Source organism: Halomonas sp. (genome assembly GCF_014859505.1).
In the GTDB taxonomy this organism is placed as follows: domain Bacteria; phylum Pseudomonadota; class Gammaproteobacteria; order Pseudomonadales; family Halomonadaceae; genus Halomonas.
Genome location: NZ_JACUUD010000009.1, coordinates 24,338 through 49,247, shown reverse-complemented (window position 1 = coordinate 49,247; position 24,910 = coordinate 24,338). Strand labels below are relative to the sequence as shown.

The following is a 24,910-nucleotide window of genomic DNA, read 5'->3' as shown; positions in this document are numbered from 1 at the left end:
GGGGTCTCCGCCATTCTTCGCCGGGCAGAGCCCGTGGTTCAGCCAGCGGGCCTGTCGTGCTGGCGAATGCCGGGGCCGGTGACACCGTCCATGCCCAGTTCGTAGAGCAGTTCGGCCTCCTGCAGGCTGTCGACGCCCTCGGCGATGGCCAGGATGCCGATGGAGTGGCACAGCGTGGCCATGCCGCGCAGGATGGTCTGCTGCTCGGGGCTGCGGTCGACCCCCTTGACCAGCGAGGCGTCGATCTTGAGGTAGCTGAGCCCCAGGTCCTGAAGGTCCGAGATGCGCCGGAACTCGCGCCCGACGTGCTCCAGGCCCAGCTTGCAGCCGAAGGGCTGCAGTTCGCGGCACAGGCTGCGAAAGCTCTCCAGGTCGTGGATGACCATGGCTTCGGGCACCTCCAGCCAGAGCTTCTCGGCGGCGTCGCGATGGGAGTGGATCAGGTTGCGCAGGTCGAGCACGAAGCGGGAATCGCACACCGAGGCGGGCGAGAGGTTGATGCCCAGCGGCTTGCCGTGTCGCGAGATCTCCTTGACGGCCTCGCGGGCTATGGCCATGTCCAGGGTGGTGTCCAAATCCAGGCGCGAGACCCAGGGCATGAAGACGCCGGCGGGGCGCCACTCGCCCTTCAGGCGCAGCCGTGAGGGGCACTCCAGGTGGAGCAGCTTGCCGTTGGTGTCCAGCACCGGGAAGCGGCCCAGGTAGACGCCGGCCTGCAGGGCCTCCTGCAGTGCCTGGCGCCAGTCGGCGTGGCTGTTGAACAGCGGCAGGCGCTGGGCCCCTTCGGCGATCAGCTGTGCGAGGTCGCCGCGGTTCTCGGCGGTGGCCAGCGCCCCATCCAGGCTGGCCAGCAGGGCCGCGGGCTTATCCTCCTGGGAGTAGGCAATCAGCGAGGAGGGCAGGCCGAGATTGATGCGCTCCTCCTGCTTGTGCAGGACATCCAGGCGCTGGGTGAGCTCCTGGCCAATGCCCTGCAGGTCGACCCGGTTCGGCACCAGCAGGGCGAAGTCGCCGCCGCCCAGGCGCCCGGCGATGCCGCCGCCGCTGACTTTGCCGAGTTGCTCGAGCTCCTGGCCGAGCGCCCTGAGCAGGTGATCGGTGTCGGCGTGGCCCAGCCGTTCGCTGACCTCCCCGAGGCGGGCCAGGCGCACCAGGGCGAGGCTGCCGCTGGCCCGGGCGCCGCTGCTCTCCAGCATGACCGTGAGCTGGCCGAGGAAGGCCTCGCGGTTGAGCACGCCGGTGACGGCGTCATGCTGCAGGCGCTGGCGGAGCACGTCGAGTCGCTCGCTCTCGCGCCCCAGCATGTCACGCACGGAGCCGGAGAGCTGGTTCATGGCCTGCACCACCTCCTTGAGCTCGCGGGTGCGCGGCTCGGGGGAGGTGGTGAAGCGGCGGTTGCCGATGTCGCGGGCCTGGGCCACCACGGCGCGCAGCGGGCGACGGATGGTGCGCACGATCCAGGCGGCCAGCGCCAGGCTGATCACACCGGCCAGGGCGAACCAGCCAAGCAGCTCCAGGGTACTGCGCCACAGGGATTGATAGGCGAAGCTGTGGTGGGTGGCGACGCTCAGGGTCCCGTACTGGCGCCAGCCGTCCTGGACCACCGCCTGGCCGGGGGGAACCTCGAAGCGGACCAGGTCGACGAACCAGCCGGGAGCGCCCTCGACTGCCTCGCTGCCCTCCCGATTCTCGATCACCTCACCCTGGGGGTCGCGCAGCTCGATCAGCCGGTAGTGGCCGGTGTCGAACTGGGCCGCGATCAGCAGGCCGACGGTTACCGGGTCCTTGTCGAGCTGGCTCATGGTCAGCGCCAGGGCGTTGGCGTTGTCGGCGTTCTTGATCTGCACTTCCTGCTGCATGTAGTGGCGGCTGCTGGTGACGCCGATGAACAGGCTGCCGCCGAAGGCCAGCAACAGCAGTACCACGATGGTCAGCCAGAGCTGCTTGATAAGCGACATGTCGTTGTGCTCCCCACGGGTGTGTCACCCGAATCAGATGAATCCCTGCTCACGCATGCGGTCGATCACGTTGCGCCAGCGAGATAGCCGCGCCAGCGGGTCGGCCCGTGATTCGGTGCTGCCCCCGGCCCACAGTCCCTGGCTGTTGAAGCTGAACAGCGGGTCGAGGTCGGTGCGCTGGCCGCCCGGCGTGATCGACGGCACCAGGTTGTCCAGGATCAGCGGCTCTGCCGCCGCCGTCTCGTACCAGCCCAGCACCATGTGGGCCTGGGTGATCTGGCTGCGGCCGATGCGCGCCCGCACGTAGATCATGCGCAGCTGGCTGCCGGGCACGCCGAGCTGCTTCAAGGTGATGTACTTGGCGATGGAGTAGTCCTCGCAGTCGCCCTGTCCGCGGCCCATGGTCTCCAGCGGCGTGGCCCAGAAATCCTCGTGGCCCCAGTTGTCGATGTCATCGACCCAGCGCACCCGGCGGTTGAAGAAGTCGTTGACCTCGCGAAGCTGGTTCTGGAGGGGGACGCCGCGCAGGCGCTCGAGCAGGGAAAACCATGCCTCCAGGGTGCTCAGCCCCTGCTGGCCATAGAGGCGCTGCATGCTCTGGCGCAGCCGCGAGGGGTCGAGGCTCGCCGCGGCAGGCCCCGGACGCAGCCCCAGCCCGGTCGCCAGCAGCAGGGCGCCGAGCCCCGCCAGAAAGCGGCGGCGGCCCGGCGACTCTGGACGACGGGGCGAGGAGGGCATCATGGAGGGACTCGGGTAGATCGGCGTTTGCTGAAGTCTAGGCGCAGGCGCTGCCTAATGCGAATGCCCTATGTGGCTCATACCTTCAGAGGGAGAGACCAGGGGGGCTCATCCCTTGCCGGGGCCCTGCCAGACCCGCAGCCGGCCGATCCAGCCGAGATGGTAGCAGGCTGCGCGCAGCTCGTCGGCCGCCTGGTCCAGGGTCTGGTCCTCCGGCAGGGCGTTGACGAAGATCGAGACGTCCACCTGGTTGTCCAGGTAGTGGAGGTCCAGGGCGACCCGGGCGTGCCAGATGCCCACGTCGCGCCAGGTCTCGTCGAGCATGCCCTCCACGTCGCCGCGCAGCGGCAGGCCGGGGCGCAGGCTGTGCTCGGTCTCGCCGGCATCGTCTTCCGGGTCGATGTGGAAGGTGACGTCGGCCAGCACCGGGAAGGCCTCGCGCAGGCGCCGGGTCACGGCGTTGCCGATCTCGTGAGCCTCGGAGACGGTGACCCGCGGCGGCACCACGATGTGCAGGTCGAGCAGCGCCTGGCTGCCCAGGGTACGGGTGCGCAGGTCGTGGACCCCCTTGACCCCGGGCACCTGCTCGGCCAACGCCTGCATTTCCTGGCGCTCCTTCTCGGGCAGGGCGGTGTCGATCAGCTCCTGGCTCGACTCCCACAGCAGCCGGCCGCCCACCTGGCCCACCATCACGCCGACCACGATGGCGGCCACGGCGTCCATCCAGCCGGCGCCGAACTGGGCCGCGATCAGGCCCACCAGCACCACCACGGTTGAGAGCGCATCGGAGCGCGAGTGCCAGGCGTTGGCCTCGAGCAGGCGCGAGTTGACGCGCCTGGCGACGCGCATGGTGTAGCGGTAGATCCACTCCTTGGCGAGCAGGGCGATCACCGCGATGCCGATGGCCCAGAGGCCCGGGGCGGGGATCGGCTCGCCGGCGACCAGCCGGGTCACGCTGGCCCAGGCGATGCCGCCGGCCACGAAGATCAGCACGCCGCCCAGCCACAGGGTGGCCAGGGTCTCGATGCGGCCGTGGCCATAGGGGTGGTTGCTGTCCGGTTCCTGGCGGCCGAAGTGGGTGGCGGCGAGCACGAAGACATCGGTGAGGATGTCCGAGAAGGAGTGGATGCCGTCGGCCACCAGGGCCGCCGAGCCCACCATGAACCCGGTGACCATCTTGGCGACACCCACCACGAAGTCGATCACCGCGCCGATCAGGGTCACCTTGTGAGCCTCTCGGGTCTGGGCGCCGCGGTCGGGCGGTACTTGCGGGTGGTGATGGCCGTGGGCGTGTGCCATGGCGTCCTCGCTGTCAGGGGGCGATCAAGGAGAGATGAGCCCGGCCTTGTTGCGCACGGGGTTGGCGTACTGGGCCAGCCACCAGCTGCGCAGCTCTGCGGGGACCTGCTGCAGGCGGGCCTGGAAGCGGGCGCGGTCGGCGTCGCTGATGGCCGCGTGGTCGATCAGCTCCGGAGCGTCACCCAGCGCCTCAAGGGCGAGGTAGTGGCTGGGGAAGAGGCGGTAGCCGGCCAGCACCTGGCGGTCGATCTCGGCGGCCACGGCCTCGGGGCTGTCGAAATCGGCGGCAAGCGAGGTGCCGAAGGTCAGCTGCACGCGCCCCTTGTGGCCGGTGATGCCGGCGACGATGGACTGGATGTCCTCGAACTGCTTCTTCTCGTAGTTGCCGCTGGTGTGCAGGGCGTGAAGCTCCCGGGCCTTCTGCACGTCGCAGGGGTCGTATTCATAGCTGATCGAGACCGGCACCAGGCGCAGCTCGGCGATCGCCTCGCCGATGGAGACGCCGCGCTGTTCGGCCCGTCGGGCCATGGTGATCATCTTGATGATCGCCGGGTCGGTGCGGTCGATACCGTCCTTGGCGCGCCCCTCGCGCTGGGCCATCCAGATCGAGTGGTTGTCCGCGTTGAGGGAGTGGCGGATATAGCTCGACAGCTTCTGATAGGCGGCCAGCATGGCGCGCTTGCCGCGGGCACTGCGCGGCACGATGAAGCTCTTGTTGAGGCGCATCAGGTCGGTGACGTAGGGCTTCTTGAGCAGGTTGTCGCCGATGGCGATGCGAACCGTGTCGCGGCCTGCCAGGTAGAGCGCATAGTTGACGAAGGCCGGGTCCAGGGAGATGTCGCGATGATTGCCGATGAACAGATAGGCGGTATCGCCGTCCAGGTCGTCGAGTCCCTCGACCTGGAAGTTGGTGGTGGTGGTGCGGATCATGCGCTCCATGTAGCCGGCGATGCGCATCTGGAAGTCGTATACGCTGGCCACGCCGCGCACCTCGCGGCGAATGGCCAGGCTGGCCAGGGTGCTGGAGAGCCGCGGCATGACGCGCGACAACCGCGGCAGCCGAAAGCGGGTCAGGGCGCTCAGCAGTTCCGGGTCCTGGGCCAGGCGGGCGAGGACGTTGGCCACCTCGTCGTCGCGATAGGGGCGGATCTCGGACCATGGATCGGCGGATGAGGCGTCAGGGCGTTGGTCGGTCATGGCGTCACACGTCACGGTTCGCGGTGCCCGCCTCGCCGTCCAGCCAGGCGATCAGGCGCTCGATGTTCGTGCCCATGGCCTCGGCCATCAGCAGGAAGTCGGTCTCCAGGCGCACCAGGGCATCGTCGCCGTCGTCGGAGGCGTTGGCCTCGTCGATCAGGGCATCGCCGAAACGCAGCGACTTAAGCGCCAGGTCGTCATGTAACACGAAGCTTAGCCGCCCCTCGATCTCGAGGGCCAGCTTGCTGGCCTGCCGCCCACCCTCCAGCAGCTGCTGGATCTCGTCGCTGTCCAGCTCGACCTGGCGGGCACGCAGCACACCGTCGTCGCCCTTGGCCTTGAGTTCCACCTGGTCGCCCAGCACCAGGTCGGCGGGCCGAGAGGCGGGATCCACCAGCCACTGGGTCATGGCGCGCATGGGCAGGGTCTGGCTGGCCAGGGGGGTCACCTTGAGGCTGCCCAGGGTCTCGCGGAGCAGGTCGAGCAGCTCCTCGGCACGGGAGCGGGAGCTGGCATTGACGCCGATCAGCTGCCTGCGCGTGTCCCACCACAGGTCGATCTTCTGACTGCGCACGAAGGCGCGTGGCAGCAGCTCCTCGATCACCTGCTCCTTGAGAGCGATCTTTTCCTGGCGGCGCAGCTTGCGCCCCTCCCGGGCCTCGACGTCGGCGGCGCGCTCTTCCACCTCCTCACGCACCACGGAGGAAGGCAGCAGCCGTTCCTGGCGCAGGGCGCTGATCAGTCGCTGGCCCTGGAGTTCGTGCAGGCGCGCGGTGCCGGCGCGGCCGGCGGGCGCGGTCCAGCCCAGCCGGCGAGGATCCTGGCTGCCCAGCGGCCGGGCGGCGTGCTCGGCCAGGGCCTCCTCGAGGGTGGCGGCATCCAGCGTCGGCGCATCGTGCAGGCGATAAAGGTGCAAGTGCTTGAACCACATGAAGCATTTCCCGGGATAAAAAGGATGGCCATTATCCCTGAACGGGGGCGGGGGTGCCAGCGGGTCCCCGGGTTGTGGCGAGCTTGAAACGGATGTTTGAAATTGTGTCCCGGCATGGCCAGAATCGCCGGGGTCAGCAACAGGGTCTTCTTCAAGGAGCAATGCCATGGATTCTCGCATCTCGACCAGCCGCCTGCGGGTGCGCGGCTATCACCTGGACGGCTACGGTCACGTCAACAACGCCCGCTACCTGGAGTTCCTGGAGGAGGGGCGCTGGGGCTACTTCGATGACCACCCGGCCCTGGCCCGGCGGCTGATGGGCGGAGACCTGGCCTTCGTGGCCGTGAACCTCAACATCGACTATCGCGAGGCGGCGGTGGCAGGTGACGACCTGGAGATCCGCACCCGTCTCTCGGCACTGGGCGGGCGCAGCGCCAGGATGAGCCAGGAGATCCATCGCGTGCGCGACGACGCCCTGGTCAGCGCGGCCACCCTGACTTTCGTGATGCTCGACGTGGTCGCCAACCAGGCGATGCCCATCGAGGCCGAGATTCGCGGGCTGCTCGAGCCCCTGGTGATGGAGCAGGCGCTCGTATAGCCATCTGCCTTTGCTCTGCCCGCGGTGGTATGATGTAGCGCTATCATGGCGCCCACGGCAACGCCGGAGAGGGCGGCCAACCTCTTGCAGTGCAAAGGATTCGACGACCCATGGGTGACATCGCCAGAGAGATTCTGCCAGTCAACATCGAGGACGAACTGAAGCAGTCGTACCTCGATTACGCGATGAGCGTGATCATCGGCCGGGCGCTGCCGGATGTGCGCGATGGCCTGAAGCCGGTTCACCGGCGCGTGCTGTTCGCCATGCACGAGCTCGGCAACGACTGGAACAAGCCTTACAAGAAGTCGGCCCGCGTGGTCGGTGACGTGATCGGTAAGTATCACCCCCATGGTGACAGCGCCGTCTATGACACCATCGTGCGCATGGCCCAGCACTTCTCCATGCGCCACGTGCTGGTCGACGGTCAGGGCAATTTCGGTTCCATCGACGGCGACAGCGCCGCCGCCATGCGTTACACCGAGGTGCGCATGGCCAGGCTGGCCCACGAGCTGCTGGCCGATCTGGAGAAGGACACCGTCGACTGGGTCGACAACTACGACGGTACCGAGCGCATCCCCGAGGTACTGCCCACCAAGGTGCCCAACCTGCTGATCAACGGCTCGTCGGGTATCGCCGTGGGCATGGCCACCAATATCCCGCCCCACAACATGGGCGAGATCATCAGCGCCTGTCTGGCGCTGATCGACGACTACACCCTCAGCGTCGACGACCTGATCGAGTTCATTCCGGGGCCTGACTTCCCCACCGGGGCCATCATCAACGGCCGCGCCGGCATCCTCGAGGCCTACCGCACCGGCCGCGGGCGCATCTATGTGCGCGCCTGTCACACCATCGAGCATGACGACAAGAGTGGTCGCGATCACATCATCGTCAACGAGCTGCCCTATCAGGTGAACAAGGCGCGGCTGATCGAGAAGATCGCCGAGCTGGTCAAGGAGAAGAAGATCGAGGGCATCGCCGAGCTGCGCGACGAGTCCGACAAGGACGGCCTGCGAGTGGTGATCGAGACCAAGCGCGGTGAATCCGGCGAGGTGGTAGTCAACAACCTCTTCGCCCATACCCAGCTGCAGACGGTCTTCGGCATCAACATGGTGGCCATCGAGGACGGCCAGCCGAAGATCATGAACCTCAAGCAGATCCTCGAGGCCTTCATTCGCCACCGCCGCGAGGTGGTGACCCGGCGGACCCTGTTCGAGCTGAAGAAGGCCCGCGAGCGTGGCCACATCCTCGAGGGCCTGACCGTCGCCATCTCCAACATCGATGAGGTGATCGAGCTGATCAAGGCCTCGCCGAACGCAGCCGAGGCCAAGGAGAAGCTGCTCGCGCGCAGCTGGCCGCCCGGCCAGGTCACCGGCATGCTCGAGCGTGCAGGCGCCACCTCGTGCAAGCCCGAGGAACTGGAAGAGGGATTCGGCCTCGACGACGCGAGGCTCTCCTACCGGCTCTCGCCGGCCCAGGCCCAGGCCATCCTCGAGTTGCGACTGCACCGCCTAACCGGGCTCGAGACCGAGAAGCTGCTCGACGAGTATCTGAGCATTCTCGAGAAGATCGCCGAGCTGATGGCGATCCTGGCCTCCAGCGAGCGCCTGCTCGAGGTGATTCGCGAGGAGCTGATCGCCGTGCGTGACCAGTTCGGCGACCCGCGCCGCACCGAGATCCAGGCCAGCCACCTCGATCTGTCCATGGAGGACCTGATCGCCGAGGAGGACATGGTGGTCACCGTGTCGCGCTCCGGTTACGCCAAGACCCAGCCGCTCTCCGACTACCAGGCCCAGCGCCGCGGTGGGCGCGGCAAGTCGGCCACCGCCATGAAGGATGAGGACATCATCGAGCATCTGCTGGTGGCCTCGACGCACGACACCGTGCTGCTGTTCTCCAACCGCGGCAAGGTCTACTGGCTCAAGGTCTACGAGATGCCGGCGGCCAGCCGCGGCTCGCGGGGCAAGCCACTGGTCAACATGCTGCCGCTGGATGAGGGCGAAGCGATCAACGCCATCCTCCCGGTGCGCGACTATGACCCGGAGAGCTACATCTTCTTCGCCACCGCCCGCGGCACCGTCAAGCGCACCAGCCTCGAGCAGTTCTCGCGTCCGCGCAGCGTTGGCCTGATCGCCATCGATCTCGAGGAGGGCGACCGCCTGATCGGCGCCGCCGTCACCACGGGCTCCGACCACGCCATGCTGCTGTCGTCCAACGGCAAGGCGATCCGCTTCGAGGAGGGCAATGTGCGCGCCATGGGCCGCACCGCCCGCGGCGTGCGCGGCATGCGCCTGCTCGACGATGCCGAGGTGATCAGCCTGATCATCCCCCAGAGCCAGCAGATCGACGCCGAGGCCGATGTGGAGAATGAGAGTGAGGCCGAGGTCGAGGAGGGGGTCGTCGTCGAGAGCGGCAACGGCGGCCAGATCTACATCCTCACCGCCAGCGAGAACGGCTACGGCAAGCGCAGCCGTCTCGAGGAGTTCCCGCTGCGTGGCCGCGGTGGCCAGGGCGTCATCGCCATGCAGACCAGCGAGCGCAACGGCTCGCTGGTCGCTGCCATGCAGGTCTACGCCGCCGACGAGATGATGCTGATCACCGATCGCGGCACCCTGGTTCGCACCCGGGTCGAGGAGGTCTCCATCACCTCGCGAAACACCCAGGGCGTGATGCTGATCCGCCTGGGTAACGACGAGAAGCTGGTCAAGACCGTGCGTATCGATGAGCCGGGCGACGCGTCGCTGGAAGAATCGGGGACAGCCCCTCAGTTCGATGCCGGTGAAGATGCAGGGGTAGAGGATGACGATGAGAAAGCATAATTTCTGCGCCGGGCCGGCGGCACTGCCCACCGCTGTGCTGGAGCGGGCTCGCGACGAGCTGCTCGACTACCAGGGTCGTGGTCTCTCGGTGATGGAGATGAGCCATCGCTCGGCGGCGTATATCGCCATCGCCGAGAAGGCCGAGGCGGACCTGCGCGAGCTGCTGGCTGTGCCGGCCAACTACCGGGTGTTGTTCACCCAGGGCGGTGCCACCCAGCAGTTCGCCGCCGTGCCCTACAACCTACTCGGCCCGGGCGGGCGTGCCAACTTCGTCAATACCGGCATCTGGAGCAGGAAGGCCATCGGGGAGGCGATCCACCTGTTCGGCGACGTCCACGTGGCAGCCTCCAGCGAGCCCGGCGGGCATCTGGCGGTGCCGCGCCCGGAGGAGCTCATGCTCTCCGATGACGCCGCCTACCTGCATTACACCACCAACGAGACCATCGGCGGCCTGGCCTTCGACTATATCCCCGAGGCCAGGCGCCCCGATGGCTCCGAGGCGCCGCTGGTCTGCGACATGTCCTCGTCGATCCTTTCGGGTCCGCTGGATGTCTCTCGGTTCGGTGTGATCTACGCCGGCGCCCAGAAGAACATCGGCCCGGCGGGCCTGGTGGTGGTGATCGTGCGCGACGATCTTCTCGACCGCGCACGCCAGGACATGCCGTCACTGTTCGGCTACCAGGCGCTGTCGGAAGCCGGCTCCATGATCAATACCCCGGCCACCTACAGCTGGTACCTGGCCGGGCTGGTGTTCGAGTGGCTCAAGGACGAGGTCGGTGGCCTGGCCGCCATGGAGGCGATCAACGCCCGCAAGGCGCAGAGGCTCTACGGCGCCATCGATGCCAGCGACTTCTACTCCAACCCCATTACCATTCCCAACCGCTCGCGGATGAACGTGCCCTTCGTGCTGAGTGACGCGCGCCTGGATGCGCCGTTCCTGGCCGAGGCCGAGGCGGCGGGCCTGCTCAACCTCCAGGGCCACCGCAGCGTGGGTGGCATGCGCGCCAGCCTCTACAACGCCGTGCCGGAAGCTGCGGTGGAGGCGCTGGTGGATTTCATGGCCGATTTCGAGAAGAGAAGGGGCTGACAAGCATGAGTGATACCCCCATCGATCTGGAGGCGCTGCGCCAGCGCATCGACGACCTGGACGGCGACATCCTGCGCCTGATCAACGAGCGCGCCGAGTGCGCCCAGCAGGTGGCCCAGGTGAAGAGCGCCGAGGACCCCGATACGGTCTTCTATCGCCCCGAGCGCGAGGCCCAGGTGCTGCGCCGCATCATGGCGCTGAACAGGGGCCCGCTGGACAGCGAGGAGATTGCCCGACTGTTCCGCGAGATCATGTCCGCCTGCCTGGCCCTGGAGCAGCCCATCAAGGTGGCCTACCTGGGTCCGGAAGGTACTTTCACCCAGCAGGCGGCCCTGAAGCACTTCGGCGAGAGCGCCGTCAGCCTGCCCATGGCGGCCATCGACGAGGTGTTTCGCGAGGTGGAGGCCAGCGCGGTCAACTATGGCGTGGTGCCGGTGGAGAACTCCACCGAGGGCGTGATCAACCACACCCTGGACTCCTTCATGGACTCCAGCCTGCGCATCTGCGGTGAGGTGGTGCTGCGCATCCACCACCACCTGCTGGTGGGGGAGACCACTCGCCAGGACAAGGTCTCGCGGATCTACTCCCACCCCCAGTCCTTCGCCCAGTGTCGCAAGTGGCTCGATGCCCACTATCCCCACGCGGAGCGGGTGCCGGTCTCCTCCAACGCCGAGGCGTCGCGCCTGGTCAAGACCGAATGGCACAGCGCGGCGATCGCCGGCGACATGGCGGCCAAGCTCTACGGGCTCACCAAGCTGGCCGAAAAGATCGAGGATCGTCCGGACAATTCCACGCGCTTCCTGATCATCGGCAACCAGGACGTGCCCATGTCCGGCGAGGACAAGACCTCCATCGTGGTGGCCATGCGCAACCAGCCCGGCGCCCTGCATGACCTGCTGGAGCCCTTCCATCGCCACCAGATCGACATGACGCGTCTGGAGACCCGTCCGTCGCGCAGCGGCGTCTGGAACTACGTCTTCTTCATCGACTTCAAGGGGCACTGCGACGAGCCCCGTGTCGCCGCAGTGCTGGAGGAGGTGCGTCTGCGCGCCGCCGAGGTGAAGGTGCTGGGCTCCTACCCGATCGGCGTGCTCTGAGGCGTGGTGGTGAGAGTCAATGAAGCGCGCCTCCTGATCGTCGGCCTGGGCCTGATCGGTGGCTCGATCGCCGCGGCCCTGCGCGCCGCCGGTTTTCGGGGAGCCATCCTCTCTTGCGACCCCGACGCCGACGAGATCGCCCGGGGCATCGAGATGGGGCTGATCGATCGCGGCGCCACCGAGCTTTCCGAGGTCATCGAGGGGGCGACCCTGATCGTGCTGGCGGTGCCGGTGCTGGCCATGCGCAGCGTGATGGCCGAGCTTGCCCGGGTGATCGACCGGGCCGCCCCCGACGTCGTCATCACCGACGTGGGTAGTACCAAGGCGACCATTCGCGACTGCGCCCGCGAGGCCTTCGGCCAGGTGCCGCCGCGGCTGGTGCTGGGCCACCCCATCGCCGGCTCCGAGAAGAGCGGCGTGGCGGCCGCCAATCCCGCGCTCTATGTGCGCCACAAGGTGATCCTGACCCCGGAACCCGACACCGACCCCGCTGCACTTTCCCGGGTGCGCACGCTGTGGGAGGCCTGCGGTGCCGAGGTGCTGGTAATGGACGTCGAGCGCCATGACCAGGTGCTGGCGCGGACCAGCCACCTGCCGCATCTGCTCGCCTTCTCCCTGGTGGACACCCTGGCGCGCCAGGATGAGCGGATGGAGATCTTCCGCTACGCCGCCGGGGGCTTTCGCGACTTCACTCGCATCGCCGGCAGCGACCCGGTCATGTGGCGCGATATCTTCGTCGCCAACCGTGAGGCGGTGCTGGCCTCCCTGGACGACTTCGAGGCCGGCCTGGCGCGTCTTCGCCGGGCCATCGAGCGCGGTGACGGCGACGCCATGCTCGCGACCTTCGATCGCGCCCGCCATGCGCGTCACTACTTCGAATCCCTGCTCAACAAGACCAGTTATCAGGTGGAATATCAGATGCAACAGCAAGGCAAGTTGCGCTACCGGGTCGCCCCGGGTGGCGCCGTGACCGGCCGCATCCGCGTGCCCGGCGACAAGTCGATCTCCCACCGCTCCATCATGCTCGGCGCCCTGGCCGAGGGTGTCACCGAGGTGAAGGGCTTCCTCGAAGGCGAGGATAGCCTGGCTACCCTGCAGGCGTTTCGCGAGATGGGGGTGGCCATCGAGGGGCCCCACCACGGCCGCGTCACCGTGCACGGCGTCGGCATGCATGGCCTCAAGGCGCCGTCGGGGCCGCTCTACGTGGGCAACGCCGGCACCGCCATGCGCCTGTTTGCCGGTCTGCTGGCCGGCCAGGCCTTCGACACCGAGCTCACCGGGGATGCCTCGCTGACCAAACGCCCCATGGGCCGGGTGGCCGATCCCCTGCGACTGATGGGCGCGGTGATCGATACCAGCGAGGGTGGCCGCCCGCCGCTGCGCATCCACGGCGGCCGCGCGCTTACGGGCATCACCTACGACATGCCCATGGCCAGCGCCCAGGTGAAGTCCTGCCTGCTGTTCGCCGGGCTCTACGCCGAGGGCGAGACCCGGGTGCGCGAGCCGGCGCCGACCCGCGACCACACCGAGCGCATGCTCCAGGGCTTCGGCTACGAGGTGCATCGCGAGGGAGATACCTGCTGGCTCAACGGCGGCGGCAGGCTCAGCGCCGCGCCCATCGATGTGCCCGCGGACATCTCGTCTGCCACCTTCTTCCTGGTGGCGGCGGCGATCACCCCGGGCGCCGACCTGGTGCTGGAGCACGTGGGCATCAACCCGACCCGCATCGGCGTGATCAATATCCTCGGGCTGATGGGCGCTGACCTGACGCTCGTCAACCAGCGCGAGGTGGGTGGCGAGCCGGTGGCGGACCTCCACATCCGCCATGCGCCCCTCAGGGGCATCGACATTCCCGTGGACCAGGTGCCGCTGGCCATCGACGAGTTCCCGGCGCTCTTCATCGCCGCGGCCAATGCCGAGGGCACCACCCGCCTGCGCGGGGCGGAGGAGCTGCGCGTCAAGGAGTCCGATCGCTTGCAGGCCATGGCCGATGGCCTGGCCGCCATCGGCGTCGAGCATACCCTGGTCGAGGACGGCATCGATATCGTGGGAGGAGGTCGACTCGAAGGTCACAACTATGGCGGCGGACGCATCGACAGCCTGGGCGATCACCGCATTGCCATGTCATTCGCCATCGCCGCGCTGCGTGCCGGTGACGAGATCATCATCGACGACTGTGCCAACGTGGCCACCTCCTTCCCCGGCTTCATCGACCTGGCCCGCAAGGTGGGGCTGCGTCTCGAGGAGGAAGCGGTCGAGGAGGGCGCATGACGAGCGAAGAGACTGTCATGCCGGTGCTGGCCATCGACGGGCCAGGTGGCGCCGGCAAGGGGACTATCAGCCGCCTGGTCGCCGAGCGCCTGGGCTGGCACCTGCTCGATTCGGGCGCCCTCTATCGTCTGACGGCGCTGGCCGCCGGCAAGCACGGCGTGGCGCTGGATGACGAGGCGGGGCTGGCCGGGGTCGCTGCCGAGCTGGATGTGGTCTTCCTGGCCGAGGCACAGACAACCCGTATCCTGCTGGAGGGCGAGGATGCCACCGCCACCATCCGCACCGAACAGGTGGGCGATGCCGCTTCCCGGATCGCCGCCCTGCCGGCGGTGCGCGAGGCACTGCTGGGTCGTCAGCGTGACTTTCGCAAGCCGCCCGGCCTGGTGGCCGACGGTCGCGACATGGGCACCGTGGTGTTCACCGATGCACCGCTGAAGATCTTCCTCACGGCCTCCGCCGAGGAGAGGGCGCGCCGGCGTCAGCTTCAGTTGCGGGAAGCGGGGGTGGATGCTAGTCTATCGAGTCTTTTGAAGGAGATTCAGGCGCGCGATGCACGCGACATGCAACGCAGCGTGGCCCCGCTCAAGCCGGCAGATGATGCCATCACGCTTGACACCACGCGCCTGACGATACCGGAAGTGGTGGATCGGCTGACGGAATTGCTGACCGAGCGTGGTCTGGCATCCGCCACCTGAACCTCCCTTGCGGCGCCCCCGGCAGCATGTGATGACGTGGCTAGGCAGCGATTCCCGATAGCCGAGCCAGGTCGAACCAGCGCCAACATCTCCGGGGGTCTGGTAAATAAGGCCCGCACTCGCTGGTGGTGCGGAGGAAGCGGCATGACCGCACTTAACGTTGATCACGTAGGAACACCATGAGCGAAAGCTTTGCTGATTTGTTTGAACAATCTCTCCAGGACATCAACATGGAGCCGGGCGCTATCGTCGTGGCTACCATCGTCGACATCGAGGGTGACTGGGTCACCGTCAATGCCGGCCTGAAGTCTGAAGGTCAGATCCCGGCGGCCCAGTTCCGCGACGATAATGGCGATCTGTCCATCGCCATCGGCGACGAGGTCCACGTGGCTCTGGAAGCCGTCGAGGACGGTTTCGGCGAGACACGCCTCTCCCGCGAGAAGGCCAAGCGCGCCGAAGCGTGGAAGATTCTGGAAGCTGCCTTCGAGAAAGACGAGATCATCAAGGGCGTGATCAACGGCAAGGTCAAGGGCGGTTTCACCGTCGAAGTCGACTCCATCCGTGCCTTCCTCCCGGGTTCCCTGGTCGACGTGCGTCCGGTGCGCGACACCACGCACCTCGAGAACAAGGAACTCGACTTCAAGGTCATCAAGCTTGACCCGAAGCGCAACAACGTCGTCGTGTCCCGCCGTGCCGTGCTTGAAGCCGAGAACAGCGCTGAGCGTGAGGCTCTGCTCGCCACCCTGCAGGAAGGCCAGCAGATTCTGGGTATCGTCAAGAACCTGACCGACTACGGCGCCTTCGTCGACCTCGGCGGCGTCGACGGCCTGCTGCACATCACCGACATGGCCTGGAAGCGCATCAAGCACCCGAGCGAGATCGTGGCCGTGGGCGACGAGATCAGCGTCAAGGTGCTGAAGTTCGACCGCGAGCGCAACCGCGTCTCCCTGGGCCTGAAGCAACTGGGCGAGGATCCCTGGGTCAACATCAAGGATCGCTACCCGGAAGGCACCAAGGTGCACGCCGTCGTCACCAACCTCACCGATTACGGCTGTTTCGCCGAGCTGGAAGAGGGTGTCGAAGGCCTGGTCCACGTCTCCGAGATGGACTGGACCAACAAGAACATCCATCCCTCCAAGGTGGTTCAGGTCGGCGACGATGTGGACGTCATGGTCCTGGATATCGACGAGGAACGTCGTCGTATCTCCCTGGGTATCAAGCAGTGCACCGCCAACCCGTGGGAGACCTTCAGCTCGCAGTACAACAAGGGCGACCGCGTTGCCGGCAACATCAAGTCGATCACCGACTTCGGTATCTTCATCGGCCTGGAAGGCGGTATCGACGGCCTGGTTCACCTGTCCGACATCTCCTGGACCGACACCGGCGAAGACGCCGTCCGCGGCTTCAAGAAGGGCGATGAGGCCGAGGCCGTGATCCTCTCCATCGATCCGGAGCGTGAGCGCATCTCCCTGGGCATCAAGCAGCTCGATACCGATCCGGTAGCCGAGTTCCTGGCCGTCCACGACAAGGGCACTATCGTCACCGGCCGCGTGGTCGAGGTCGATGCCAAGCAGGCCCAGGTCGAGCTGGCTACCGATGTCGTCGCCGTGCTGAAGGCGTCCGAGATCAGCGCCGACCGCGTCGAGGATGCTCGCAACGTCCTGAACGAAGGCGATAGCGTCGAGGCCCGCATCATCGGCGTCGATCGCAAGAACCGTCAGATCGCTCTGTCCGTGAAGGCCAAGGATCAGGACGATACTCGCCAGAACCTGAAGAAGCTGCGCGAAGAGGCTCCCGAGAGCGGTGGTCCGATGACCATCGGCGACCTCATCAAGCAGCAGATGGGTCAGGACTGATCGGGAAGCGATTTCCGACGGACCAGAAACCGCCGCCCTCAGGGGCGGCGGTTTTTTTTATTAGACGAGTCACTCAGGCTATCTAGCACACCGGCTTTCAGCGGCGCGGGTTTGAGTGGCGTGAGTTTGAGTGGTGGAGTTTTCACCGCCACATCTTTCAATACTTCAGTTTTTCCGCGAGCTATCTAACGAGAGCTCCACTCGCCGAGACTTTGGGGGGGCGGCCAATCGTTATACTTGAGTTGCGTTGAGCCCCGGGATCCTCCAGACTATTGCCAGTTATAAGTCTTTTGTCAGATAATGCTGACCCCGTTGTATTACCCACCCCGAGAGAAGGAAATCACAAGATGTCTCTGCTCAACGAATACATGCAGATGGAACAGCAGCTGAAACAGCTCCAGTCCAACATGGAGAAGCTTCAGAACGACAAGCGCCTGCAGTCGGAACTCGAGTTCAAGGATCGCCTCGAGTCGCTGATGAAGGAGTTCGGCAAGAGCGCCGCCGACGTGATCGCGCTGCTTGACCCGAAGCCCGCCGCTGCGGCGCCCAAGGCCGCTTCTGCTCCCGCCGGTGCGCGTCGCAAGCGCAAGCTGAAGATCTACAAGAATCCCAATACCGGTGAGGTGGTGGAAACTCGCGGCGGTAACCAAAAGACCCTGAAGGCATGGAAGGACGAGCACGGCGGCGACACCGTGGAGTCCTGGCTGGTGCGCGTCGAGGAGTAAGACAGCGCTCCCGCGGTTCGATGTCTGGTATGACGACGGCGCCTCGAGGGCGCCGTCGGCGTATGGCTCACCGACTTCGCTCCCGGTCGCAATGGCGATATACTGGCAACACACTTAGCCTTGCCAGGGACCGGCGTGTTCCAGGTTGTTTTTCCCAATGGGCTTCCCATTACCGTCCCCACGAACGACCGGTCAAGAATGAAACAGCAGACACAGCGAAAACCCATGGACGAGCGTGAGAAACTGCGTCAGTTCCGTGAACTCGATGATGCCTTTGCCGAGGCGCTTCGCGAACTCGATGACCCCGATGTCGGCCCCGATACGTCGGAGGTACCCCCGTCCCTCGCCGGGCCGCCTGCCCGGGAGGGCGAGGCGCCTGGACAGGATCATTTCGAGGACCGTCTTCGCGCGCTGATGCAGGAGTATCACCAGCCCGCCGAACGGGTAACCGACCTGCTGCAGACCCTCAGGAACCTGGGTCGGATCGCCTGAAGTCGTTCGCTATCCGCTATCCGGTGGCGATCTCCAGTGCGGCGATGCGCTCCAGCGCCTGCTCGCGGCGTTCTCCGCATAGCGCGGCATCGAAGCCGAAACGCTCGCATACCGCCGGACGGTGCGGGTCGCCGAACAGCCGGCAGAGGTTGTCGTCATCCAGCTGAACGCAACGCACCCCGGCCGGCTTGCCCTCGGGCATGCCGGGAATCGGCGTGCTGATCGAGGGGGCGATGCAGCAGGCGCCGCATCCCGGGCGGCAGGCCGCGTCGTTTGCCGGGTCGCCGCTGGTGGGCGTGATGCCTGCGGTCATGGTGCGGCCTGGGCAAAGGCGCCCTTGTCGATCCCCTCGAAGGCCTGCACCCGGGTGGCGATTCCCGTCTCGCCGGCGATCTGCCGGGCCAGCCAGTCGGCGATCCACTCCACCGTGGTCGGCGTCGGCAGCACCTGGCAGCGCTCCATCGGCAGGCGCAGGAAGAACTGCCCCTGGGTCGTGCAATAGCGGCTGGTCAGCATCTGCTTCCAGGCCGGCTCTTCGTCCGTGACGATATCGGCCTCGTCGACCAGGTAGCGATCCGCCAGCCGGTCGGCCCACTCTCGCTCCAGCTCGGGAACGCGCTTGCCGCCCTGCCAGACATGCAGCCCCGAGCGGTGGCCATGGGCGATGCGCTGGCAGTTGCCGGCGTGACGCCGCAGGCCATGGCTGTAGGTGTAGGCCGCCCCCTCGATCTGCTCCTCCCGCAGGCGCAGGCGGATATCGCTGACCCGCGGCGGCGGCCGGCGCATCAGCTCCGCCGCCAGGTGGTCGGCCAGGCGCTCGGCGCGGATCTCCCGCCAGGGCAGCAGGGTCAGCGCCTGGCGCGGCGCGCGCAGCTCCATGGTCCAGGGCAGGGTGGTGCGCACGCAGAGCCCCTCGCGGCAGTCGTGGAGCTCCAGACCGGGGGCTCGGGTGGGCACCAGCAGGGTGTGGTCGGCACCGGCATCCAGGCGCTGCTTGATCCACGGCTTCACCTCGCCGAAGTCGAACAGCATGCCGTCTTCGCCGAGCTCCCCGTCGAGTTCCACATCTACTTGCCAGCTGGCGCCGACCAGGCCCCGGGTAGGGCACCACCAGGAGACGTCGAGCTGGGTCAGGCGGTTGACGAATAGCGTCATCAGTCGATCCCCGTGATCTTGTGGGTCTGCAGCGACAGCCGCCACTGCGGGTGGGCGAGGCAGTAGGCGACGCTCGCGGCCATGGTGTCGGTCGTGGTGGCGGCGATGGCGTCGTCCGCCGGGCTGGCGGGGCGTCTGCCGGCAGCGGTATCCATGGGCTGCAGGAAAAAGTGGTCGAAGTCGAGCCGGGCGAAGCGCGCCGGGGGAGCCTCTGGCTGGGGATAGACCAGCTTCAGCTCGTTGCCCGCGGTGATGGCAAGCGCCGTGGTGCCCTTGGGGCTGACGCAGAGCCAGTCGATGCCGGCGGGCGCGGGCAGGGTGCCGTTGGTCTCCACGGCGACCTCGAATCCCTGTTCGTGCATGGCCTGGATCAGCGCCTCGTCGAGCTGCAGCAGGGGCTCGCCCCCGGTGAAGACCACATAGGGGGTGGCGGCTCTCGCCTCAGGGTCGTCCTGCTCTGGCCAGAGCGCCGTCAGGTGTGCGGCCAGTGCGGCGGCATCCGCGAAGCGCCCGCCGTTCTGGCCGTCGGTGCCGACGAAGTCGGTATCGCAGAAGGTGCAGGCGGCACTCGCGCGGTCCGACTCCCGGCCGGACCAGAGGTTGCAGCCGGTGAAGCGGCAGAAGACGCTGGCGCGCCCGGCCTGGCCGCCCTCGCCCTGCAGGGTATAGAAGGCCTCCTTGACGTGGTACATCAGGCCTCCTGATCGGGCTTCTGTGAGGTGTCGGCGGCGGGCTCGGACCGCTCCGAATAGCTCAGGGGGTCGGTCGCCCCGTTGGCGGCAAAGGCCGCCAGGCGCTCGCGACAGCTGCCGCAGCGCCCGCAGGCCAGCGCCTCGCCCCGGTAGCAGGTCCAGGTCTGGCCGTAATCGAGCCCCATGGCCAGGCCGTCGGCGAGGATCTCGGCCTTGCTGGTCCGCAGGTAGGGGGCGTGAATCTCGACGGGGTCGAAGTTGGCGATGCCGGCCACGGTGTTTATCGCCTCGACGAACTCGGGTCGGCAGTCGGGGTAGAGCATGTGGTCGCCGCCGTGGGCGCCGTAGTCGACCCGGCCGGCGCCGATGTTCACCGCCTTGGCGATGGCCAGCGACAGCAGGATCATGTTGCGGTTGGGCACCACCGTGGCGGTGAGGTTCTCCTCGGCGTAGTCGCCCTCGGGCAGCACGCGGCCGGCATCGGTGAGCGCCGAGTTGTCGATCAGGCCGTGGATGGCGCGGATGTCCACCACCTGGTGGGGCACGCCGAGCTCGCGGCAGACGCGCTCGGCCACCGCGAGCTCACGGGCGTGGCGCTGGCCGTAGTCGAAGGAGAGGGCGTGGACGTCGCACCCCTCGCGCAGGGCGCGGTGCAGTACGGTGTAGGAGTCCATGCCGCCGGAGTAGATCACCACGGTGGTGCGGTCGGCCGCCGTGGGGGAAGCAGGAAGGGTCATGGGTCAGCTCTGGTCGGAGAATTTGTGGGGCCGTGGGTGCGGCAGTCCGGGGTCCGGTCCGGTGGTGCGCAGTGTACGCAAATCGTCACTTTCTGGCCAGATTCCCCGGCAATTGCTAGACTTTCGCGCCTTTCCAATCCCCTGCACCCGCGGCGCCTGCGCCCGGGGTGCCATCGTCCTGACAACGGTGACCTCACATGCAAGCCCCCGAACTGCTCTCCCCGGCGGGAACGTTCAAGAACATGCGCTACGCCTTCGCCTACGGGGCGGACGCGGTCTATGCCGGCCAGCCGCGCTACTCGCTGCGCGTGCGCAACAACGACTTCAAGATCGACAACCTCCACAAGGGCATCGCCTACGCCCACGAGCGGGGCAAGCAGTTCTATGTGGCGTCCAATATCGCGCCCCACAACAGCAAGCTGAAGACCTACCTGCGCGACATGGAGCCGGTGATCGAGGCCGGCCCCGACGCGCTGATCATGTCCGACCCGGGCCTGATCATGATGGTCCGCGAGCGCTGGCCGGAGCAGGTCATCCATCTCTCGGTGCAGTCCAACGTGGTCAACTGGGCCGCGGCTCGTTTCTGGCAGCGCCAGGGCATCAGCCGCATCATCCTGTCGCGGGAGCTGTCGCTGGCGGAAATCGGCGAGATCCGCGCCGAGTGCCCGGAGCTGGAGATCGAGACCTTCGTCCACGGCGCGCTGTGCATCGCCTATTCCGGGCGCTGCCTGCTCTCCGGCTACTTCAACCATCGCGACCCTAACCAGGGCACCTGTACCAACGCCTGCCGCTGGAAGTACAACACCGTGGCCGCCGCCCGGGACGAGACCGGCGACCTGGTGCCGGCCAACTCGGCGGCCGCCCATGCGGCCAGCGGCGTCTGGACGCCCGAGAGCGGAGGGCAGCAGGGCGGTCTGATCGCCTCCGGCGGCGGCAGCGCGTCGGTGATCGAGGCCATGGAGAGCACCGCCACCGCCGGCGGCGTGGAGGGCCAGGACGAGCTCTCGGCGCTGATCGAGGATCGCACCCGCCCCGGCGAGCTGATGCCGGTGTTCGAGGACGAGCACGGCACCTACATCATGAATTCCAAGGACCTGCGCGCCGTGCAGCATGTGCCGCAGCTCACCCAGATGGGCGTCACCTCCCTGAAGATCGAAGGGCGCACCAAGTCCCACTACTACGTGGCCCGCACCGCCCAGGTCTACCGTCGGGCCATCGACGACGCCGTGGCCGGCCGCCCCTTCGACATGCGCCTGATGGACGAGCTCGACAACCTGGCCAACCGCGGCTACACGGAGGGCTTCTACCGCCGCCACGTCCACGACGAGTACCAGAACTACGAGCAGGGCAACTCGGTGGGGGTGCACCAGCAGTTCGTCGGCGAGGTGATCGGCTATGACCCGGACCGCGGCTCGCTCGAGGTCGACGTCAAGAACCGCTTCGAGGTGGGTGACGGCATGGAGCTGATGCTGCCCGGCGGCAATCGTCGCTTCGTACTCGATCATATCGAGAACAAGCGCGGGGAATCCGTGGGTGCGGCGCCGGGCTCCGGTCATGTGGTGCGTATCCCGGTGCCGGGCGAAGCCATTGCGCCTGAGCGCATCGAGTTCGCCCTGCTGATGCGGGACCTGTCGCGATAGGCCGACAAGGTTTTCACACCGCCTGCATCATTGGGGACTAGGCTAGTAGGCATCACCCCCATGGAACCGGAGGTTCACATGAGCAAGCGAATCGATCTGCGCCTGGCCCTGGCCACCTCAAGCCTGGTGCTGCTGATGGCCGCGGGCCCCGCCCTGGCCCAGCCCGCCGATCACCCCGGCCGCGGCCAGGGTGCTTCCCAGGGCCAGGGACAGGGCGAGCGCAAGGTGCCGCCGGGCCAGCAGAAGCAGGCCGAGGAGGCCCGCCAGCAGGGCCAGGGCCATCCCGGGCGTGGCGCCGACAGCGGCCGTGAGGAGACACGCGAACGCGAGACTTGGCGCGAGCGTGACCGCGACTACTGGCGCGAGAGCGACCGGGAGACCTGGCGCGACCGCGACCGCCGCGACGACCGCTATCGCAGCGGACCGAGTCTCGACGAGCGCGAGCTGCGCCGACTGTTCGGTGAGCGCCGCGACTGGGTCCGCGAGGAGGAGCGTGCCGGCCTGCCGCCGGGCATCCGCATGAACCTGGAGCGCGGCAAGCCGCTGCCTCCCGGCATCGCCAAGCGCTTCGACGATCGTGCGCTGGGCTACCTGCCGCGCTATGACGGCTACGAATGGCGTCGCGTCGGGCCTGATGCCATCCTCGTGGACGCCGCCAACGAGATCATCTATCAGGTGATTCGCGACGTCCTCTACTGACGCTGTCCATCAGCCAGCGCCACATCGTCCCGGTCTCCTCGCGAGGTCGGGACGATCTCGTGTCACGCTGGCGTCCGGCGCGTCCTGCGTGGCACCATGAGGGATTGCGTACTGGATGATGATTGATGTTCAACGATAGTTCGCTCCGCTGGCCCTGGCGGGTGGTGGCGGTGGGTGGCGTCGTGCTGATGGCGCTCTACCTGTGGATCTGGCACTCCCCTGACCTGGCGGACCTGCAGCGCTGGGCCGACGAGGCCTCCCACCATCCCGCCGTGATCATCAGCGTGATCCTGGTGATGGCGGTGACCCTGGCCCTCGGCCTGCCCGGCAGCATCGGGCTGTGGCTGATCGCTCCCTTCTACACGCCGCTGGTCGCGACACCCATGCTGATCGTGGGCAGCGTGCTGGGGGCCCTGGGCGCCTACTGGCTCTCCGCCCGGGTGGGGGATCGCTGGACCCCGAAGGGACTGACCCGCAAGATCATGCGTCGCCTGGAGAGGCGCAGCGATTTCCTGACCCAGTGCGCCCTGCGGGTGCTGCCGGGCTTCCCCCACTCGGTGGTCAACTATGCCGCGGGGCTGCTGCGACTGCCCCTGGGCACCTTCCTGATGGCGGCCATCATCGGCCTCGGGGTGAAGTGGGCGGTCTACGCCAGCGCCATCTACGGGGCGCTGGAGGCGGTGGAGAGCGACGAGGTGATGAGTATCAGCGTGGTGCTGCCGCTGCTGGCGCTCACTGCGCTATTGCTGCTCGGCGCCTGGGTCAGGCGCCGGGTGGAAGCCAACGGCCAGGCAGCGAACAGCTAGCCTGGCCGTTGGGGGTTACGCCTTGCGCAGCGAGGCGTTCAGGTGGTCCACCACCTCGGCCCAGTCGGCGTCCTCCTCGATGGCTTCACGCAGAAATTCCGCCTGGCCCTCGTTCCAGCAGGCCGCATCGGGCAGGGCGACGTCCTCGGGGATGGGCCCGTTGCGCTCGATGAAGCGCTTGATCGCCTCCGGGTCCGAGGCCAGTCCCAGCTGTTCGAAGAGTTCGGTGAAGGGATGATCGGGGTGTTCCATGGCGGCTCTCCTTGCGGTGTTGGAATACCCACCATAGCGGCTTGCGCCGCCCGTTGCATGACCGGCGTCAACGCTGGTGAACCAAGCCGTCAGCGCTCTCCCACCAGCGGGGTGAGAAAGCGCCGCCGGCGCTCGTCATCCGCCAGCGGCTGGGCCAGCAGGTGGACCAGCTTGGTCAGTGCCGCCTCCGGGGTCATGGCGTCGGCCGACAGCACTCCGGCCGCCTGAAGCCCCCGGCCCGCCGCATAGTGGCCGATGTCGATGCCGCCATGGGGGCACTGGCTGATCGCCGCCAGCAGCTTGCCCTGACCGCTGGCCTCGGCGAGCACGCCGAGCAGGTCGGGATCCTCCGGCACATTGCCGCCGCCCCATACCTCCAGCAGGGCTCCCTTGAGCGTCGGCTCCTCGAGCCAGGCCGCCACCTGGCGGGCGGTGATGCCCGGCCACAGCACGATGCGCGCCACCCCGCCCTCCGCCAGGGGGCCATAGTCGGGCTGCTCGAAGCGCGGGGCGCCGTGCTGTTGCTGTGCCAGGCCTCGTCCGGGATAGAGCACGGCGTCGTGGCCTACCCGCTCGCCCAGCAGCGGATAGTTGGGGCTGACGAAGGCGTCGGCGTCCCGCGTCTGCCACTTTCGTGCCCGCACCCCGCGCAGCAGCATGCCGCCGAAGGCGATGACCACCTCCCGAAGTGCCGGCATGACCGCGAAACGCAGCGCCAGCTCGACGTTGTCGGCGGCGTCGCTGCCCTCGGCTTCCAGCGGCTGCATGGCGCCGGTCACCACCACCGGGCGGTCCAGGCCCTGCAGCCGATAGGCGAGGCTCGAGGCCGTCCAGGCCAGGGTATCGGTGCCGTGCAGCACGACGATGCCGGCGTGATCGCGATGGCGCTCGGCGATCTCGTCGGCCAGGCGCTGCCACTCCCGCGGGGTGGCGGCGCTGGAGTCGATGGGCTCGGGGAAGGCCAGCACCTCATGGTCGGGAAGTGCCGCGCGGCGCTGGGCGGGCAGGGCGGCCAGGGCGCGCGCCAGGCGCGCCTCGATGTCGCCGCCGGGGGCGAGGCCCTGCTCGCCTGCCAGCATGCCCAAGGTGCCCCCGGTGTAGATGACCAGCGGGGGCCGCAGGGAAGCGGGGGTGGCGTCGGCAGGCATGGAGGCTCCGGGGCAGGC

General features: G+C 67.4%; 23 protein-coding genes. 12 read left to right on the top strand and 11 right to left on the bottom strand.

Annotated features, from left to right (window positions below; all coding sequences use genetic code 11):
- Nucleotides 1-38 precede the first annotated feature (38 nt).
- From IBX53_RS02690 to IBX53_RS02670, 5 genes are all read right to left on the bottom strand, one after another.
- Nucleotides 39-1,958, bottom strand: coding sequence for an EAL domain-containing protein (locus IBX53_RS02690; RefSeq protein ID WP_290904956.1), 1,920 nt, complete (start codon nucleotides 1,956-1,958; stop codon nucleotides 39-41).
- 33 nt (nucleotides 1,959-1,991) lie between these two features.
- The gene (locus tag IBX53_RS02685; protein ID WP_290904967.1) at nucleotides 1,992-2,696 is read right to left on the bottom strand and encodes a transglutaminase-like cysteine peptidase; all 705 of its coding nucleotides are present in this window, start codon (nucleotides 2,694-2,696) and stop codon (nucleotides 1,992-1,994) included.
- A 108-nt stretch (nucleotides 2,697-2,804) separates the two neighbouring features.
- Nucleotides 2,805-3,995 (bottom strand): cation diffusion facilitator family transporter, encoded by a 1,191-nt coding sequence (locus IBX53_RS02680; protein ID WP_290904952.1) that lies wholly within the window; start codon nucleotides 3,993-3,995, stop codon nucleotides 2,805-2,807.
- Between the two features lie 24 nt (nucleotides 3,996-4,019).
- Entirely contained in the window at nucleotides 4,020-5,192 is a 1,173-nt protein-coding gene (locus IBX53_RS02675; RefSeq protein WP_290904949.1) for a 1-acyl-sn-glycerol-3-phosphate acyltransferase, read from the bottom strand.
- Between the two features lie 4 nt (nucleotides 5,193-5,196).
- Nucleotides 5,197-6,123 (bottom strand): recombination-associated protein RdgC, encoded by a 927-nt coding sequence (locus tag IBX53_RS02670; protein ID WP_290904946.1) that lies wholly within the window; start codon nucleotides 6,121-6,123, stop codon nucleotides 5,197-5,199.
- Nucleotides 6,124-6,289: 166 nt separating this feature from the next.
- On the opposite strand from IBX53_RS02670, the gene IBX53_RS02665 reads away from it, so the two are divergent.
- The 9 genes from IBX53_RS02665 to IBX53_RS02625 all read left to right on the top strand — a co-directional run bounded on the left by IBX53_RS02665 (nucleotide 6,290) and on the right by IBX53_RS02625 (nucleotide 17,763).
- Nucleotides 6,290-6,721 carry a thioesterase family protein gene (locus IBX53_RS02665; RefSeq protein WP_290904942.1) on the top strand — a complete coding sequence of 144 codons (432 nt, stop codon included), beginning with the start codon at nucleotides 6,290-6,292 and terminating at the stop codon, nucleotides 6,719-6,721.
- Between the two features lie 110 nt (nucleotides 6,722-6,831).
- Entirely contained in the window at nucleotides 6,832-9,540 is a 2,709-nt protein-coding gene (gene gyrA / locus IBX53_RS02660; RefSeq protein WP_290904938.1) for a DNA gyrase subunit A, read from the top strand.
- Nucleotides 9,521-10,627 (top strand): 3-phosphoserine/phosphohydroxythreonine transaminase, encoded by a 1,107-nt coding sequence (gene serC / locus IBX53_RS02655; RefSeq protein WP_290904935.1) that lies wholly within the window; start codon nucleotides 9,521-9,523, stop codon nucleotides 10,625-10,627. Before gyrA ends, serC begins: the two co-directional genes overlap by 20 nt.
- 5 nt (nucleotides 10,628-10,632) lie before the next feature.
- Nucleotides 10,633-11,724, top strand: coding sequence for a prephenate dehydratase (gene pheA, locus IBX53_RS02650; RefSeq protein WP_290904932.1), 1,092 nt, complete (start codon nucleotides 10,633-10,635; stop codon nucleotides 11,722-11,724).
- Between the two features lie 9 nt (nucleotides 11,725-11,733).
- A complete protein-coding gene (locus IBX53_RS02645; RefSeq protein ID WP_290904929.1) occupies nucleotides 11,734-13,995 on the top strand; it encodes a bifunctional prephenate dehydrogenase/3-phosphoshikimate 1-carboxyvinyltransferase in 2,262 nt (753 codons plus the stop codon).
- Nucleotides 13,992-14,690 (top strand): (d)CMP kinase, encoded by a 699-nt coding sequence (gene cmk, locus IBX53_RS02640; protein WP_290904925.1) that lies wholly within the window; start codon nucleotides 13,992-13,994, stop codon nucleotides 14,688-14,690. The genes IBX53_RS02645 and cmk overlap by 4 nt, the downstream gene beginning before the upstream one ends.
- Nucleotides 14,691-14,869: 179 nt before the next feature.
- Nucleotides 14,870-16,546: a 30S ribosomal protein S1 gene (rpsA, locus tag IBX53_RS02635; RefSeq protein ID WP_290904920.1), complete on the top strand. Its 1,677-nt coding sequence runs from the start codon at nucleotides 14,870-14,872 to the stop codon at nucleotides 16,544-16,546.
- Nucleotides 16,547-16,893: 347 nt separating this feature from the next.
- Nucleotides 16,894-17,271 carry a histone-like nucleoid-structuring protein, MvaT/MvaU family gene (locus tag IBX53_RS02630; protein WP_290904916.1) on the top strand — a complete coding sequence of 126 codons (378 nt, stop codon included), beginning with the start codon at nucleotides 16,894-16,896 and terminating at the stop codon, nucleotides 17,269-17,271.
- A gap of 198 nt (nucleotides 17,272-17,469) precedes the next feature.
- The gene (locus IBX53_RS02625; protein WP_290904914.1) at nucleotides 17,470-17,763 is read left to right on the top strand and encodes a hypothetical protein; all 294 of its coding nucleotides are present in this window, start codon (nucleotides 17,470-17,472) and stop codon (nucleotides 17,761-17,763) included.
- Nucleotides 17,764-17,779: 16 nt separating this feature from the next.
- Here the strand turns inward: IBX53_RS02625 and IBX53_RS02620 are convergent, their stop codons facing one another.
- The 4 genes from IBX53_RS02620 to queC are packed head-to-tail and all read right to left on the bottom strand — an operon-like array spanning nucleotide 17,780 to nucleotide 20,347.
- A complete protein-coding gene (locus tag IBX53_RS02620) occupies nucleotides 17,780-18,076 on the bottom strand; it encodes a YkgJ family cysteine cluster protein (RefSeq protein WP_290904911.1) in 297 nt (98 codons plus the stop codon).
- Nucleotides 18,073-18,918 (bottom strand): 6-carboxytetrahydropterin synthase, encoded by an 846-nt coding sequence (locus IBX53_RS02615; protein ID WP_290904908.1) that lies wholly within the window; start codon nucleotides 18,916-18,918, stop codon nucleotides 18,073-18,075. Before IBX53_RS02615 ends, IBX53_RS02620 begins: the two co-directional genes overlap by 4 nt.
- The gene (gene queE / locus IBX53_RS02610) at nucleotides 18,918-19,610 is read right to left on the bottom strand and encodes a 7-carboxy-7-deazaguanine synthase (RefSeq protein ID WP_290904905.1); all 693 of its coding nucleotides are present in this window, start codon (nucleotides 19,608-19,610) and stop codon (nucleotides 18,918-18,920) included. Before queE ends, IBX53_RS02615 begins: the two co-directional genes overlap by 1 nt.
- Nucleotides 19,610-20,347, bottom strand: a complete 738-nt coding sequence (gene queC / locus IBX53_RS02605; protein ID WP_290904903.1) for a 7-cyano-7-deazaguanine synthase QueC — start codon at nucleotides 20,345-20,347, stop codon at nucleotides 19,610-19,612. The genes queE and queC overlap by 1 nt, the downstream gene beginning before the upstream one ends.
- Before the next feature lie 197 nt (nucleotides 20,348-20,544).
- Between queC and yegQ the strand changes: the two genes are divergently transcribed.
- The 3 genes from yegQ to IBX53_RS02590 all read left to right on the top strand — a co-directional run bounded on the left by yegQ (nucleotide 20,545) and on the right by IBX53_RS02590 (nucleotide 23,492).
- On the top strand, nucleotides 20,545-21,987 hold the full coding sequence (yegQ, locus tag IBX53_RS02600) for a tRNA 5-hydroxyuridine modification protein YegQ (RefSeq protein ID WP_290904901.1): 1,443 nt from the start codon (nucleotides 20,545-20,547) through the stop codon (nucleotides 21,985-21,987).
- A gap of 78 nt (nucleotides 21,988-22,065) precedes the next feature.
- The gene (locus IBX53_RS02595; RefSeq protein ID WP_290904899.1) at nucleotides 22,066-22,686 is read left to right on the top strand and encodes an anti-virulence regulator CigR family protein; all 621 of its coding nucleotides are present in this window, start codon (nucleotides 22,066-22,068) and stop codon (nucleotides 22,684-22,686) included.
- Nucleotides 22,687-22,811: 125 nt separating this feature from the next.
- A complete protein-coding gene (locus tag IBX53_RS02590; RefSeq protein WP_290904896.1) occupies nucleotides 22,812-23,492 on the top strand; it encodes a TVP38/TMEM64 family protein in 681 nt (226 codons plus the stop codon).
- Between the two features lie 15 nt (nucleotides 23,493-23,507).
- Here IBX53_RS02590 and IBX53_RS02585 read toward each other — a convergent pair whose 3' ends face one another.
- Nucleotides 23,508-23,744, bottom strand: a complete 237-nt coding sequence (locus tag IBX53_RS02585; RefSeq protein ID WP_290904893.1) for a DUF2789 domain-containing protein — start codon at nucleotides 23,742-23,744, stop codon at nucleotides 23,508-23,510.
- A gap of 89 nt (nucleotides 23,745-23,833) precedes the next feature.
- The gene (locus IBX53_RS02580; RefSeq protein ID WP_290904890.1) at nucleotides 23,834-24,892 is read right to left on the bottom strand and encodes an asparaginase; all 1,059 of its coding nucleotides are present in this window, start codon (nucleotides 24,890-24,892) and stop codon (nucleotides 23,834-23,836) included.
- Nucleotides 24,893-24,910: the final 18 nt, after the last annotated feature.

Bases quoted from the DNA above. Each gene is read 5' to 3' on its own strand.
- IBX53_RS02690 (WP_290904956.1), bottom strand. From the start codon at position 1,958: ATGTCGCTTATCAAGCAGCTCTGGCTGACCATCGTGGTACTGCTGTTG.
- IBX53_RS02685 (WP_290904967.1), bottom strand. From the start codon at position 2,696: ATGCCCTCCTCGCCCCGTCGTCCAGAGTCGCCGGGCCGCCGCCGCTTT.
- IBX53_RS02680 (WP_290904952.1), bottom strand. From the start codon at position 3,995: ATGGCACACGCCCACGGCCATCACCACCCGCAAGTACCGCCCGACCGC.
- IBX53_RS02675 (WP_290904949.1), bottom strand. From the start codon at position 5,192: ATGACCGACCAACGCCCTGACGCCTCATCCGCCGATCCATGGTCCGAG.
- IBX53_RS02670 (WP_290904946.1), bottom strand. From the start codon at position 6,123: ATGTGGTTCAAGCACTTGCACCTTTATCGCCTGCACGATGCGCCGACG.
- IBX53_RS02665 (WP_290904942.1), top strand. From the start codon at position 6,290: ATGGATTCTCGCATCTCGACCAGCCGCCTGCGGGTGCGCGGCTATCAC.
- gyrA (WP_290904938.1), top strand. From the start codon at position 6,832: ATGGGTGACATCGCCAGAGAGATTCTGCCAGTCAACATCGAGGACGAA.
- serC (WP_290904935.1), top strand. From the start codon at position 9,521: ATGACGATGAGAAAGCATAATTTCTGCGCCGGGCCGGCGGCACTGCCC.
- pheA (WP_290904932.1), top strand. From the start codon at position 10,633: ATGAGTGATACCCCCATCGATCTGGAGGCGCTGCGCCAGCGCATCGAC.
- cmk (WP_290904925.1), top strand. From the start codon at position 13,992: ATGACGAGCGAAGAGACTGTCATGCCGGTGCTGGCCATCGACGGGCCA.
- rpsA (WP_290904920.1), top strand. From the start codon at position 14,870: ATGAGCGAAAGCTTTGCTGATTTGTTTGAACAATCTCTCCAGGACATC.
- IBX53_RS02630 (WP_290904916.1), top strand. From the start codon at position 16,894: ATGTCTCTGCTCAACGAATACATGCAGATGGAACAGCAGCTGAAACAG.
- IBX53_RS02625 (WP_290904914.1), top strand. From the start codon at position 17,470: ATGAAACAGCAGACACAGCGAAAACCCATGGACGAGCGTGAGAAACTG.
- IBX53_RS02620 (WP_290904911.1), bottom strand. From the start codon at position 18,076: ATGACCGCAGGCATCACGCCCACCAGCGGCGACCCGGCAAACGACGCG.
- IBX53_RS02615 (WP_290904908.1), bottom strand. From the start codon at position 18,918: ATGACGCTATTCGTCAACCGCCTGACCCAGCTCGACGTCTCCTGGTGG.
- queE (WP_290904905.1), bottom strand. From the start codon at position 19,610: ATGTACCACGTCAAGGAGGCCTTCTATACCCTGCAGGGCGAGGGCGGC.
- queC (WP_290904903.1), bottom strand. From the start codon at position 20,347: ATGACCCTTCCTGCTTCCCCCACGGCGGCCGACCGCACCACCGTGGTG.
- yegQ (WP_290904901.1), top strand. From the start codon at position 20,545: ATGCAAGCCCCCGAACTGCTCTCCCCGGCGGGAACGTTCAAGAACATG.
- IBX53_RS02595 (WP_290904899.1), top strand. From the start codon at position 22,066: ATGAGCAAGCGAATCGATCTGCGCCTGGCCCTGGCCACCTCAAGCCTG.
- IBX53_RS02590 (WP_290904896.1), top strand. From the start codon at position 22,812: ATGTTCAACGATAGTTCGCTCCGCTGGCCCTGGCGGGTGGTGGCGGTG.
- IBX53_RS02585 (WP_290904893.1), bottom strand. From the start codon at position 23,744: ATGGAACACCCCGATCATCCCTTCACCGAACTCTTCGAACAGCTGGGA.
- IBX53_RS02580 (WP_290904890.1), bottom strand. From the start codon at position 24,892: ATGCCTGCCGACGCCACCCCCGCTTCCCTGCGGCCCCCGCTGGTCATC.